The organism is Zoogloea sp., assembly GCF_023150065.1.
In the GTDB taxonomy this organism is placed as follows: Bacteria; Pseudomonadota; Gammaproteobacteria; order Burkholderiales; family Rhodocyclaceae; genus Zoogloea.
Window position 1 is genome coordinate 1 of sequence record NZ_JAKLLN010000021.1, and the last position, 13,251, is coordinate 13,251.

At 63.7% G+C, this 13,251-nt stretch carries 14 protein-coding genes; 13 read left to right on the forward strand and 1 reads right to left on the reverse strand.

The features are described 5' to 3' along the window. The 4 genes from L6Q67_RS18990 to L6Q67_RS19005 form a co-directional block, all read left to right on the forward strand. The coding region (locus L6Q67_RS18990; protein WP_296573249.1) for a hypothetical protein at positions 1-453 on the forward strand (453 nt) is incomplete at its 5' end. A gap of 72 nt (positions 454-525) precedes the next feature. Then, a complete protein-coding gene (locus L6Q67_RS18995; RefSeq protein WP_296573251.1) occupies positions 526-1,809 on the forward strand; it encodes a DUF6602 domain-containing protein in 1,284 nt (427 codons plus the stop codon). A 216-nt stretch (positions 1,810-2,025) separates the two neighbouring features. Beyond that, the gene (locus tag L6Q67_RS19000) at positions 2,026-2,631 is read left to right on the forward strand and encodes a hypothetical protein (protein ID WP_296573254.1); all 606 of its coding nucleotides are present in this window, start codon (positions 2,026-2,028) and stop codon (positions 2,629-2,631) included. A 254-nt stretch (positions 2,632-2,885) separates the two neighbouring features. Beyond that, a complete protein-coding gene (locus L6Q67_RS19005) occupies positions 2,886-3,932 on the forward strand; it encodes a hypothetical protein (RefSeq protein WP_296573259.1) in 1,047 nt (348 codons plus the stop codon). A 91-nt stretch (positions 3,933-4,023) separates the two neighbouring features. On the opposite strand, the gene L6Q67_RS19010 is transcribed toward L6Q67_RS19005, so the two are convergent. Next, complete coding sequence (locus tag L6Q67_RS19010) at positions 4,024-4,536, reverse strand: hypothetical protein (protein WP_296573262.1); 513 nt, start codon at positions 4,534-4,536, stop codon at positions 4,024-4,026. A gap of 145 nt (positions 4,537-4,681) precedes the next feature. Here L6Q67_RS19010 and L6Q67_RS19015 point away from each other — a divergent pair, with 145 nt between their 5' ends. From L6Q67_RS19015 to L6Q67_RS19055, 9 genes are all read left to right on the forward strand, one after another. Beyond that, on the forward strand, positions 4,682-4,885 hold the full coding sequence (locus tag L6Q67_RS19015; protein ID WP_296573265.1) for a type II toxin-antitoxin system VapB family antitoxin: 204 nt from the start codon (positions 4,682-4,684) through the stop codon (positions 4,883-4,885). Next, entirely contained in the window at positions 4,882-5,262 is a 381-nt protein-coding gene (locus L6Q67_RS19020) for a type II toxin-antitoxin system VapC family toxin (RefSeq protein ID WP_296573268.1), read from the forward strand. The genes L6Q67_RS19015 and L6Q67_RS19020 overlap by 4 nt, the downstream gene beginning before the upstream one ends. Positions 5,263-5,628: 366 nt before the next feature. Further along, a complete protein-coding gene (locus tag L6Q67_RS19025) occupies positions 5,629-6,195 on the forward strand; it encodes a DUF4255 domain-containing protein (RefSeq protein ID WP_296573271.1) in 567 nt (188 codons plus the stop codon). Then, positions 6,195-7,049: a hypothetical protein gene (locus tag L6Q67_RS19030; protein WP_296573274.1), complete on the forward strand. Its 855-nt coding sequence runs from the start codon at positions 6,195-6,197 to the stop codon at positions 7,047-7,049. Before L6Q67_RS19025 ends, L6Q67_RS19030 begins: the two co-directional genes overlap by 1 nt. An 18-nt stretch (positions 7,050-7,067) precedes the next feature. Beyond that, positions 7,068-8,909: a phage tail sheath subtilisin-like domain-containing protein gene (locus tag L6Q67_RS19035; protein ID WP_296573277.1), complete on the forward strand. Its 1,842-nt coding sequence runs from the start codon at positions 7,068-7,070 to the stop codon at positions 8,907-8,909. 46 nt (positions 8,910-8,955) lie between these two features. Then, the gene (locus L6Q67_RS19040; protein WP_296404825.1) at positions 8,956-9,411 is read left to right on the forward strand and encodes a phage tail protein; all 456 of its coding nucleotides are present in this window, start codon (positions 8,956-8,958) and stop codon (positions 9,409-9,411) included. A 27-nt stretch (positions 9,412-9,438) separates the two neighbouring features. Then, the gene (locus L6Q67_RS19045; protein WP_296573280.1) at positions 9,439-11,520 is read left to right on the forward strand and encodes a phage tail sheath C-terminal domain-containing protein; all 2,082 of its coding nucleotides are present in this window, start codon (positions 9,439-9,441) and stop codon (positions 11,518-11,520) included. Then, positions 11,520-12,002 carry a phage tail protein gene (locus tag L6Q67_RS19050; RefSeq protein ID WP_296573283.1) on the forward strand — a complete coding sequence of 161 codons (483 nt, stop codon included), beginning with the start codon at positions 11,520-11,522 and terminating at the stop codon, positions 12,000-12,002. Before L6Q67_RS19045 ends, L6Q67_RS19050 begins: the two co-directional genes overlap by 1 nt. Beyond that, positions 11,999-13,249 (forward strand): hypothetical protein, encoded by a 1,251-nt coding sequence (locus L6Q67_RS19055; RefSeq protein WP_296573286.1) that lies wholly within the window; start codon positions 11,999-12,001, stop codon positions 13,247-13,249. The genes L6Q67_RS19050 and L6Q67_RS19055 overlap by 4 nt, the downstream gene beginning before the upstream one ends. Positions 13,250-13,251 lie beyond the last annotated feature (2 nt).

Below are 13,251 nucleotides of genomic sequence, written 5' to 3' on the forward strand. Positions count from 1 at the left end.
TTCGTCTTCCATGGCCGTGCTCATGTGTCATTCCTTTCAAGGTTAACACCTGAGCAGGATTTCACTGGGTCAATACAGTTCCTAGCAAGTCAACTTTCGTTCACTTTCGATCTCGTGAAGAAAGGCAACAAGATAACGCCGGGTTATCTGGCAGTGTTGCTCGCCCAGAAAGGCCTGAGCATTGCCGACCTCGCCGCCGGGAATCGGTTTGACTGCGCAATAACCGCTTTGCTCTTGGGTACGTCGCTCACAAAGGCGATTGCCCTAACAACATTCACTGGACCGGCGCATCTCGCCATTACCGCCGCCGAGCTTCTTTCTGAGTGCTACAGGATGGACAAGACATGCGGGATATCAGATACAGCCTATAAGGAAGTTGAAAAGGTTTCGTTGCCTGCTTATATGTGGCTTGAGCAAGGCATTGTCGAATGGATGTCGCGCGGAGGAACGTAGCCAGATGCCCAATCCCTCGTTGCAACGGACGGCCTTCTGCCGCCGCTGAACTCCACCGTTAGGCCTTAATCAGTGATCAAAACAGTATCTGAAATGCTCCTGGCCTTTATGAAGGCGGAGAGCAAAGCGTTAGCTGACTACGACCTCAAGCATGCCCCATCGATCGGGAATATGTATGAAGGGTTGTCTTCGAAAATTCTGGATAGCGCAGTTCCGCCTGGCCTAGACCTTAGGGTAGTAGACGGCTTTATTGTCGACGCACAAGGCAACATGTCCGGGCAAATTGATTGCATGCTTGTGACGGGTGAGGGAGAGCAGATTCCATACACAAAGTCCTATAAGTGGCCGATTTGGGATGTCCTTGCGGTAATCGAAGTTAAGAAGAATCTATATGGGGCTGAACTCGCAGATTCGTTTCACCACCTTCGTCAGGTAGCGGAATCATTCAGCAACTGGTTATTTACGGAAGGCGGCGAGAAGCGCTCATTTTCTCTTGCGCCGGCGATGCGTGCCTTTTCCACAATCACAGGAGTTCACGCACCACGGTACGCGGATCGCGAGTCTCTTCCAGAGCCGCTGCAGCTTATCTATCACACGTTGGTTAGTGAACAGATCACGCCTATCTTGATTGTTTTTGGATACAACGGGTATAAATCGGAGACTGGCCTTCGGGAAGGGCTATATGGTTTTTTGAAGGACCGAGATTCCGGCAAGGGATATGGCGTGCCGTCTTTTCCTCATCAGATCACGTGCAACGGAAACTCATTAGTGAAACTCACAGGACAGCCCTACATGGCTCCGATGGAAGGCGATTATTGGACGTTTTACGGGTCAACGAAATCAAACCCGCTCTGGGTAATGATTGAGTTGATTTGGACGAAAATTGCGAACCGTTTTTGCATCGGCATGCCTTGGGGGGAGGATTTAGACGTTGAGGTAATACATCGCTTGATTGAAGCCAAAGCGGTCGTTGAAAACGGCCAGGGAGGCTGGATGCTGAACTATACGTCGATGAGCGGTGAAGATGATGTATCTATTCATCAGGAAGCATGGACGCCAGTATTTGTTTCAGATACCCAATTCGTAATCTTCAATCAACTATGCAACAAAGAGGGTGTAGACATTACCGAACCTGCTTTCGTTGAGTACATCTCCAAGAAAGAGAAGAGTGTAGAAGCCTTTGTTGCCGATTTGCAAAAAACGGGCTTGGTATCACTTGACGGCACCACTTTGAGACTTACGACTGCGGAACTTATGTGCGGTATATTTCCGGAAGGTGGGTTTGCCGTGGGCGAGAACAACACTGGGCGCATGACCAGATACATGCACAGGAAAATGCATGAAAAACAGGCCTAATCCATCATTCAACACGGACTGGCGCGATAAAGCCGCGCTAGCCGGTAAATTCGGACGCTGAACGACAGCTTTCGTCAAAGCTCAGCGGCTGCCTTGGGTCGAAAGCTGTCCTCGAGCGAGAGGCATACTGCATCTGCTACCGCAGAGACCCTGCCTTTGGCACCCCTTAAAGAATACAAATCCGTCAGATCTACGCAACTTTTCACAGGATCACGCATGACAGAACTTATCGAGATTCTAAAGTCCTGGCCGGCAGTTTCGGCAGCTACCGTGGCAGCAATAGCGTCTCTGATAAAGCTGACCAAATCGATTTTCTATTTCAATGACGAACAATTACAGAAGCGCAAAATAAAGAAAATAACCTTCCTCGCAAAGGAGTGCGAGAAGAACCAAACATTAAACCAACTGGTCGAGATCGCGAGAGACGAAGAGGTCTTTCGGAACATGTTTGGGAGAACAGGGTCGCCACAGTTTCTTCATGCGCTTAAGCGCGCTTACGATACAGGAAGGTTCTCGTTGTCTGAGCTTCGACTTTCCTCCTCATACCTTAATGTTAAGGATGAAACCCTTGTCGTAGACTTAGGATGGGGAGCGCATGCACTGCTCTGGTTTTCGATTGGTGCCATGATCCTCATGGGGCTGTACATTGGAGTTTTACTATTCACTATATTCGGGACTCCCTCCGGAAATTCCTACATAGCAGCCCTCATGCTAATGGTTTTTTACTTTCTTTTTGCTTGGTTCATGGGAGGCGATGCACGAGCCGTACTGATTGCAAAGAGAGTCCGAAAAAATCTAGACGGAATCGAAACTTCTCCCTAACCCAATGAATAAGTTGTTTTCCAGTCACGATCTTCCGCAACAGATCACGATCTGTCGTATGCAATACGCGCATGAAGCGAGCGGCATCTTTACCTCAGACTTTTCTCAAAAAAATCTCACTGCTGAAGCAGCTTCACTTTTAGCCCACAAACACATTCGCACGCGGAGAGCTGCTTGACCACACAAAAGGACATCAATCAACCTTTTATTTTTAAAACCTGAGGTTTTGCCACAGCAATTAATCAGAGAAAAATATGAATTTGATTAGACTGACTCAAGCATTACTTTTCTTTGCTGCTTCCACGGCCTGCCAAGCCCAGATACGTGACCCCTCGCTACCAGATGAGTTTTACACGGGCTCGGTAGTTCTTGAATACAGCTTGTTTGGCAAGGGCGCCTCTGGGGCAAAGGATCTCAAGCAACTCCACGATCAAGGCGAGTGGACTTCCCTCGCACGAAAGGTAATTGAACAGAAATCACTCGGATACGACGTCTACTACTATTACTTGGCCGTCTCGGCAAAGAAGCTTGGCTTTGAAAGCGCAGCAAAGGCGTTCGGAGATCGAGCCTTGTCCAGCGCCGACAAGTGCAAAAGCGTTGTATTCCTTAACGTTTGCCAAGGAGTCGATGTCAAGCGAAGCATCAATGCGCTTTTTGGTCTTAATAGGAAGCTCGTTGAACTCCCTGTACCTGCAGTCCTTGAGCAACTCTCGCAGTCGCTTAGATCCCCGATCGGCATAGGCGAAATGAAGCTGGGCGACCGAATGGAGCAAGTGCTCAATCAGGACCAATCAAGAAGTGTACGGGTTATCGCCTCAACCAACAGAGGGGAGAAATTCGATGAGGATCTTGAGGTATCAGGTGCTGAGTTTGTAAGTGCGACCGTATCAACACCGCTAAGCAGCAAGCCACTTCCAGCCCAACTGGAGTTCAATGATGGCCGCCTCATCGGTCTTGAACTTACTCTGGGTGATGGGGAGCTTGGAAGCAGTCGCCTTCAGAGTGTCAAAAATCAGATTGAGGGGCGGTTTGGAGCACCGGCAAAGGTGCTTGAGGAAATGACAACAGTTCGCTGTGTTTTTGGAAATGCAAACTCATACGTGCTGAATAGTGGCAATAATTTATATACTTGGAACCATCCAATGAAGGATGGCTGGTTCGTTGTAGCTGAGTTAAGTGATTCAGCTACAGGTATATGCCCAGACAAGAGCACCTCGTCAAGAACAGAGGCGAGAACTGCCACTTATCGCGTCAGCCTCAAAAAGCTCTCTGCAAACCCTACAAAGCCATCTCTCTTTTGACGGCTTAGCTGAGCACTGAAGCCCAAAATGTGGTCGCCAATATTCAATTTAAGTCGGATCTAATTAGCCCACTACAGCCGGCCACTTCCCCTTACACCACCCTAACCTGCCACCTCCACCACTCCGCCGACACCATCCGCCCAAACGCGCCCACCATGTTTTCAATCCGCGCATTGAACCCTTCATCTGCCTTCCCGTCCGCCAAAAATGCCAGCGGCTCACTCCAGACGGCGCGGAAGCCCGGGCAGACCTTGTCGTCCATCACCAGGGCTTCGTAGCGCAGGCTCACTTCGCCCCAGGGGGCGTGGGCGAAGATGGGGGTGAGGGCGCCGCTGTCGAGGGCGCGGATGTAGTAGTCCATGTCCCGGTCGTCGGCCATGGGCATGGCGTCGGGGCTGGGGTCGGAGTCGGGGTCGACATCGGCTTCATCGATGGGCCGCTCTTCGTCTCGCGGCACGGCGTTGGACGGGCCCAGGGCCACCACCACGCCGGCGTCGCGGTACAGGGCCTTGAGGCGGGCGGCGAGGGCTTCGCTGGGGCCGTCGGTTTCCAGGGCGCGCATCAGGGCGCGTTGTTCGATCTCGAATTGTTCGTACTTGTCCATGGTGCAAGAGGGTGAACTGGGGCAAAGAGGCGGAAGGATAACGGAGTCGGGGTGGAGCGCGATAAGCGCCGTCTCGAACCGTCTGGTGATCACATCAGATCTGATGCAAAATATCATCAACTAGATCACATCAGAGGATAACGTCATGAGAACAACAGTCACGATTGAGGATGCGCTTTACGAACGTGCTCTGGAAGTCGCCGATCCGGCCATGGACCGGGCAGATCTGTTTCGGGAGGCCATCAAGACTTTCGTCCGGGTCCAGTCTGCTAAGCGTCTGGCGGCCCTGGGCGGGTCCGCTCCAGAAATGCCTGACGTACCCCGCAACCGGGACGTCGCGCAGCAATGACCGGTGTGCTGGTTGATACCTCGGTCTGGGTCGATCACCTCAGGCAGGGCAATCCGGATCTGATCGCCCTGCTGCACCAGGACTCAGTAATGATGCATCCACTGGTTCTGGGGGAGATCGCATGCGGTACGCCCCCCGCCCGTACCGCAACCCTGTCTGATCTGGGACAGTTGCAACACGCACGGCAGGCCACGGTGCAAGAGGTTCTCGACTTTGTCGGCCGGGAGCGCCTGTTTGGGCAGGGCTGCGGATTCATCGACATGTGCTTGCTGGCATCCGCGCTGCTGACGCCGGGTACCCGGCTATGGACCCTGGACAAGCGTCTGGCAGCCATTGCCGAACGATTCGAGGTGAGCTTCAACCCCCAAAGGCACTGAAGACCTGCAATGAATGAGGTTTTCACAAAGAATCTATCGCTGGCCGGCGATGCCGTGTGCCCCCGTCCCCACCCCGCCTTGATTTGCCCCATCCCGTGTGCTTGACTGCCTCACAGGGGCTCTCTTCCTGTGCGCTGGTGCACATCTTCTCTTCATGCCCGACACCCGGCAGCGCCGTGCTGGCGCGGGTTTTGGCGTCTTCCCGGCACGTCGGGTGACAACACCCATTTTGGGAAACATGCCGTCCGTGTTTGTCCTTGAAGTTTCATGAAAGTAGTGTTGAATGCATAAATAGCCCGTCCAGCCGGCGGTCGTCCGGGCGTGGATTTCGCGTTCGTCGAGGCCGCTGTCACCAAGGGAGATGCCATGTTCATTGCCGGAGCCAGCGCTACCCTGCGACGCCTGCTGGAAGATCAGCTGGTGGCTTCCGGGGGGCTGGACGGCTACACGGTGTCGCTGTTTTCCACCCGCGATTTCACCCCCAACCTCAACAGCCAGGTGGCGCTGTTTCTGTACCGGGTGGAGGTGGACGAGGCCCGGCGCACGGTAGATCTGCCGCGCCTGGCGCCCAATGCGCCGCGGCGGCAGGCGCTGGGGCTGGAGCTTCACTACCTGCTTACGGTGTGGGGGCTGCGGGATGCAGAGGGTGAGCAGGTGATGCTGGCCCGCTGCATGGACATCCTGGATCGCCATGCGGTGATCACCGGCCCGCTGCTCGACCCACGCTACCAGTGGGAGCCCGAGGACGGCCTGCGGGTGTCGATGAACCACCTGAGCACCGAAGACATGCTGCGCCTGTGGGACAGCCTGGAGCCGCCCTACCAGCTGTCGGTGCCCTACGTGGTGCGCACGGCACGGCTGGCCGCCCGGGAGCGGGCTGACCCGGCGATTGCCGATTCCCGCACGCTGGTCTTCACGCCCCAGGTGCCCTGATGCTCGCCCCCGCCGACACGCCCCTGGCCTGGGCCGCCCGCCACTCTCCCGACAGGATCAGCGCGGTTGGCGTGCTGGCGGTGCGTGTCCGGCGCTATCTCACCACCAACGCCGACCCGAGCCTGGCAGCCCTGCCCGGCTTGCGGGTGCGGGTGGCCGGGCGTCCTGAGCGTCCCATTTGGCACGAATCCACCGGCCTTTACGGCTTTCTGAACATCCCCTCGGGCGAAGCCCGCATCGAGATCGACGACCCCGCCGGCCGCTACCAGCCCCAGGCCATCACCGCCACGGTGCCTGATCGCTCCGCGCTCAAGGCCGCCCTCGAAGCCGCCGAGGCGCCCCCCGTGGTGCCGCCGCCCGCCTATCCGGCCGTCGATCTGCGCCCCGCGCTGGCCATGGGCCTGCCACCCGGCACCACGGCGATCTGGGGCGTGCTGCGGGACGGCAACCGTGCGGTACCCGGTGCCCTGCTGGGCCTGGCCACGGTGCGCAGCGGCGCGGCCGATGCAGTCAGCACCCTGAGCGGGCCGGACGGCAGCTTTCTGCTGGTGCTGCCCTTCGAGGTGATCGACCGCAGCACCACCCCGCCCACGCGCAGCTTCAATCGCAGCCTCACGGTGTTCGCCCCGCGCCCGGCGCTGGCCGCGGCCCTGGCGGCGCAGGGTTTTATGGCCGGGCAGCCGGCCAATGTCTTCGGGCTCTCGGCGGCCGAGCGCAATGCGCTGTTCCTGCCGCGGGGCTTTCAACTGCGTGAGGCTGGCGGCGCCCTGCACCCGCAGGTCGGCGGCCAGAATCCGCCCGTTTCGGTTTCGGTCGGCAGAAAAGTCCGGCTGGATATCGAGTTGTTACCCTAGCCATGATGGAGGCTCGACATGCCTGAATACCTCGCTCCGGGAGTTTACGTCGAAGAAACCAGCTTCCGCGCCAAGTCCATCGAGGGCGTGGCGACCTCCACCGCCGGCTTCGTCGGCCAGACCCGCTTTGGCCCCACCACCGGTCTGCCGGCACTGGTTACCGGCTTCGAGGAATACCAGCGCCTGTTTGGCGATGGCGATGACCTGCTGCTGGGCGGCGTGCCCACCCCCAACCAGCTGGCCCACGCGGTGCGCCTGTTCTTCGAGAACGGCGGCAAGCGGGTGTATGTGTCGCGCATCTTCGTGCCCACCGGGGGCAGCTCGGTGGCGGCCAGCCGCTCGGTCAGCCCGGCCATCTCGGTGCTCGGGGTCAATCGCTTCCTGCGGGCACGCTTCGCCGGCCGGGCCGGCAACGTGGTGGTACGGGTAGCAGCCACGCGCAGCGGCAACCTGCTCACCGGCACGGCGGGCAACCGCCGGGTGATGGGCCTGCGCCTGGGTGACGTGGTCGAGGCCGGCGCCCTCAAGGACAGCCGGGTCGACGCCGCCGGTGCCAACGCCGTCACCGCGGCCAACATCTACAGCGTCAGCTTCGACGCGGCCGGCAACCCGCTGCTCACCAATGCCGGCGGCAACCTCGACCTCAACGCGGCCGCCCTGGCCGCGGTGCAGAAGGTCACCCTCGACTTCAGCATCGGCCCCAACCTGGACGGCTCCACCGGCACCCGCAGCGAACAAATCCAGCGCCTCTCGCCCCACCCCGACTCCGACCTCTTCGTGGGCCGCATCCTGCGCCACGAAGACCCGGACGCCGGCATCGAGCCGCCCGCCGACCGCAGCCAGCGCATCTACTTCGATGCCGTGGCCGCCCTGCCCACGGTAGCCGCCCAGCGCACCACCTTCGCACGCGACCTGCTCACCAGCCTGGTGGCCGCCTCGCCCCTCACCCTGGGCAACGGCAGCGACGGCATCGCCCCCGACAGCGCCGCCTTCACCGGCGGTGGCAGCGGCCACGACGCCACCGGCCTGGCCGCCCTGGGCGAGATCGAGGACATCGCCATCGTCGCCGCGCCAGGCTCCGCTGCCCTGCCCCCGCCCATCGACCAGGCCGTGCGCGACGCCCTCGTCAGCCACTGCGAAAACCTCCGCTACCGCTTCGCCATCCTTGCCGGCCCGCGGGAGGCCGACCAGGCCGCCATCCGCCAGGTGCGCGGCCAGCACGACTCCAAGTACGCCGCCATCTACTACCCCTGGCTTGTCGCCACCATGCCCGGCAGCGCCCGGGAGACGGTGCTCTACTCCCCCGAAGGCGCCATGGCCGGCATCTACGCCCGCAGCGACATCGAGCGCGGCGTGCACAAGGCACCCGCCAACGAGACGGTGCGCGGGGTGCTGCGCTTCTCGCGCAATGTGAACAAGGGCGAGCAGGACGTGCTCAACCCCGAAGGCGTCAACTGCCTGCGCTTCTTCGAGGGCCGCGGCTACCGGGTGTGGGGCGCCCGCACCATCAGCTCCGACCCCGAATGGATCTACATCAACGTGCGCCGGCTGTTCATCTACCTGGAGCACTCCATCGACCGCAGCACCCAGTGGGCGGTGTTCGAGCCCAACAACGAAGAGCTGTGGCTCAAGATCCGCCTCACCATCGAGGGCTTCCTGTACGACGTGTGGCGCACCGGCGCCCTGCTCGGCTCGCGCCCCGAAGACGCCTACTTCGTGCGCTGCGACCGGACCACCATGAGCCAGTCCGATCTCGACAACGGCCGCCTGGTGTGCCTGATCGGCGTGGCGCCCACCAAGCCGGCCGAGTTCGTGATCTTCCGCATCGGCCAGTGGACCGCCGACGCTTCCATCATCTGAGCGCCCGCCCTCCCGGCGATAACTGCATCCTCAAAGGAGACCGGCAATGGCCACCCTGCGTGAAGACCCCTACGGCCCGTTCAACTTCAAGGTCACCATCAACCCCGCCAGCGGCGGCGAGTTTCGCGGCGGCTTCTCGGATGTGTCGGGCCTGTCCACCGAGATCACCCACGCCGACTACCGGGAAGGCACCGACGCCTTCAACCGCCCGCGCAAGGTGCCGCTGATGTACAAGGCCGGCGACGTGACCCTCAAGCGCGGCATGATCGCCTCCCTCGACTTGTGGAACTGGGTCAACCAGGTACGCCGCGGCAACATGGAAGCCCGGGCCACCGTGGTGATCGAGCTGATGAGCGAAGACCGGGCCAGCACCGTGGCCCAGTGGAAGCTCATCAACGCCCGCCCCTCCAAGTGGACAGGCCCTACCCTGGCCGCCAAGGGCGCCTCCGACGTGGCCATGGAAGAGCTCACCCTGGTCTGCGAAGACCTCGAGTTCGAGTGATTCCACGCCTGAACTGAGGCCCATCCCATGAGCGTCGCGCTGCTCGGCAGCCTGTGGCGTCCCGGTCTGCCCCCCGGCATCTACGAGGAGAAGCCCGCCGTGGCCTCCCGTCCGCGGGTGCGCCTGGATGTGGCCGCGCTGATCGGGCTGGCCGAACGCGGGCCGGTGAACACCCCGGTGGTCATCGACGACGCCCGCCAGTTCGAGGCCGTCTTCGGCCATGCCGTGCCGGGGCTCAAGCTGCCCCTGGCGGTGCGCCTGTTCTTCGCCAACGGCGGCCGGCGCTGTGTGGTGGTGCGCTGTGTCGACCATGTGAACATCCGCACCACGCGCCTGCTGCTGCCCGGGCTAAAGGCCGTGCGCGGCAACTCCCGCAAGCAGGTGCGCCTGGCCGCCCGCAACCCGGGCAGCTGGGGCAACCGCCTGCAGCTACGCTGCCAGCTCATCCAGCGCCCCATCGCCCTGGGGCTGGACCCGGTCACCAAAGCCCTGCGCATCCCCCCCGACCGCCCCGCCGTGGGCGCCACCCTGCGCCTCACCCGCCGCGCCGCAGGCCCGGGCAGCACACCGCGCAGCCGTTTCTTCCGGGTAGACCTGGACGCCGCCCGCCAGCCCATCCTGGTGCCCACGCCCACCACCCCCTACCTCGACCCCGAGCTGCTCGCCGCCGCGGTCGAGCTCACCCTGCGCCTCGACATCTTCCTCGACGGCAGGCTGGTCGAGAGCTGGGACGACACCGCCCTGCACCCCAGCCACCCGCGCTTTCTGCCGCGCCTGCTGGGCCGCCGCGCCGCCGCCGAAGCCCTGCTGCCCCCGCGCACCGACACCGCCAACCCCGAAGACCCGGCCTACGAGGCCGACCGCCGCTGGGGCAGCGCCGACGACCCGTGGGGCTCCGACTTCCTGCGCCCCAGCCTGCAACTGGCCGATGCCTGGCTGCTGCCCGGCCGCGAACTCTTCGCCGCACCCGCCGGCCTGCTGCTGTCCGCGGCCGACATGCCGCCCTCCCGCCACGGCCGGGACGCCAGCGCCAGCACCGGGCGCAACCACTTCTTCGAGGGCACCAGCATGGCCCTGGCCGACGCCATCGAGGACGCCGACCACCGCTTCGTCGCCTTCAACGCCCGCCCGCCGGCCCTGGACGCCCTGGGTGTGTGGGACCAGCTCCAGCCCTTCGAGCCGGTCGCCCTGGTCTGCATGCCCGATCTGCTCCACCCCACGCCCCCCGACGCCCTCACCGTGCCCCCGGCCCTGCCCGACGAGCTGTGCTTCGGCGCCCAGTGCAGCCGCGGCCAGGCCGAGCGCACCGCCAACGCCCTCGACTGGCCACGCCTGGGCTTTGAGGCCGGCGAGCTGCAGGACTACCAGCGCCGCCTGGTGGCCGACTGCGAGGCCCGCGCCACCCGCATCGCCCTGCTCGACCTGCCCCCCGGTCTGCGCGCCGGTGACGTAGTGGCCTGGCGCCACGGCGTGGCCAGCCCCCGCGCCGCCCTGTACACCCCGTGGCTGCGGGTGGATGCCGACGGCAGCGCCGCCACCGTGCCCCCCTCGGCCGCCGCCTGCGGCATCACCGCCCAGGTCGAAAACGACACCGGTGTGTGGGCCGCCCCGGCCAACCGCCCGGTGCTCGGCAGCTTCGCCCGGGCCGACGACGCCGGCCTGCCCGAGCCCGGCTTCCTGTTCGAGGAGCGTATCGACGAGATCCGCCGCACCGAGCGCGGACTGATGCTTCTCGGCGCCCGCAGCACCGCCACCGAGCGGGACTGGACCCACCTGTCGGTGCGCCGCCTGATCGACTGGCTCAAGGCCCAGCTCGCCGCCGACCTGGCCTGGGCCCCCTTCGAGCCCAATGACGCGGTGCTGTGGTCGGCCATGGCCAGCACCGCCCGCCGCCGCCTCAAGGCCCTGTTCAACGCCGGCGCCCTGGCCGGCCGCAGCGACACCGACAGCTACTTCGTGCGCTGCGACGCCCGCACCCACACCCCGGGCGATCTGGACGCCGGCCGGGCCATCATGGAGGTGGGCGTGGCCCCCGCCGTACCGGCCGAGTTCATCGTCTTCCGCCTCGTCCGCAGCGGCGCGGACGACCCGCGCATCGAGGTGCAGTGATGCCCGACCCGGCCCTGCTCTCCAACTTCAACTTCGCCGTGCATATCGAGCTGTCCGGCCTGGGCGGTGACGAGGGGCTGGCCCTGGGCAACCGCCGGGGCGCCTTCTCGGAGGTGCAGGGCCTGGAGATCACCCTGGAGCCGGTGAGCATCCGCGAAGGCGGCTACAACCGGGGCGCCCGCCAACTGGTCGGCAAGACCACCAGCCCGCCGCTGATCCTCAAGCGCGGCCTGTCCCTCGACCCGGCCTTCTGGACGTGGGTGCAGCGCTGCATCGACGGCACGTTTCCGCTGCCCTACGTGTCCGGCACCCTCCGCGTGCTGCAGGCCGACGGCAGCGCCCCTGACGCCGGCGTGTGGCACTTCGAAAACGCCATCGTCACCAAGGTGAAGTCCGCTGACCTCAACGCCGGCAACGCCCGCGAAGTGCCCCTCGAAGAGCTCCATATCGTCCATGAAGGACTGAGCAGGGAGCTGACATGACTACCGCCCAGTTCCGTCGCGCCAGCCTCGTGCCCTTCGATGCGGGGGGCAAGAACACCGAGGAAGGCCGCGCCATCCCCCTCGACTTCAACCCCGAAACCCTGACCCTCAAGGTCTCCGGCGGCGAGCAGAAGGACAAGGGCCGCAAGGGCCGCCAGCAGGTGCAGAACGTCGGCTCCTCCAAGGCCACCCTGTCCTTCGAGTGCGTATTCGACTCCACCCGCCCGCGGGACAGCGATACCGGCGAAGGCGGTGGCGGCGAGGAGATGCTCGACGTGCGCGTGCGCACCAAGCCCATCGCCGACCTGGTGCAGACCTACGGCAGCGGCAAGGAGCAGGCGCCGCGGCGGGTGCAGTTCCGCTGGGGCACGCTGCTCTTCAATGGCGTCATCTCGTCCCACCAGGAAGTGTTTGAATACTTCAGCCCCAGCGGCGTGCCCCTGCGCTCCAAGCTGCAGCTGACCCTCACCGAGCAGGAGTTCCGCTACGAGGTGAACGCCAGCGACGCCGCCCAGCGCCGCCAGGCTGTGGAGCAGGCCGCCAGCGACGCCCGCAGCCAGGCCAGCGCGGCCGGTGCCGGCAGCCTGCTGGGGGGCGGGGCCAACGGCGGCGCGGGCTTCGACCTCTCCGCAGGCTTCGAGCTGTCCGCCAGCCTCGACGTGAATCTGGACATGAGCCTGTCGGCCCAGGTGGGCTTGTCCGCCAGCCTGGGCGCCTCGGCCGACATCGGCATGGCGGTGGGCGCAGGCATCCACCTGGACGCCTCGGCGGCCATCGACCTGTTTGGCCCGGCCGCCCTCGGCAGCGCCCCCGGCGACCTGGGGCGCAGCGGGCTGACGGTGCCCAGGCCCTCCCCCGGCCTCGCCGCGGCCGGCGTGCCCCCCAACCCCTGGGCGCCCGACGGCCCGGCCCCCGGCAGCAAGGCCGCCGGGCTCGCCGCCGCGGTGAGCAGCCAGCGCGCCGCCGGTGCCATCGCCCCGGCGCCGGGCGCGGCCACCCCAGCCGCCGCCCCGCTGCCCGTGCGCGGCAGCCCACCCCTGGCCCTGCGGCGCAGCCCGCCCGCCGGTAGCCCCCTGTTTGCCAGCCGCAGCACGCCCATCGAAAGAGCCGCCGGCGAACGCCGCCCCCGCTGGGAGAGCCTGCCCAACGCCACTGCCACCCCGGCGGCCGCGGCCCACGCACACCCCGCCGGGCACACACACTGCAGTTGCGGCGGCTGCGGCTGCCGGCGCTGCTGCGGAGGCTGACC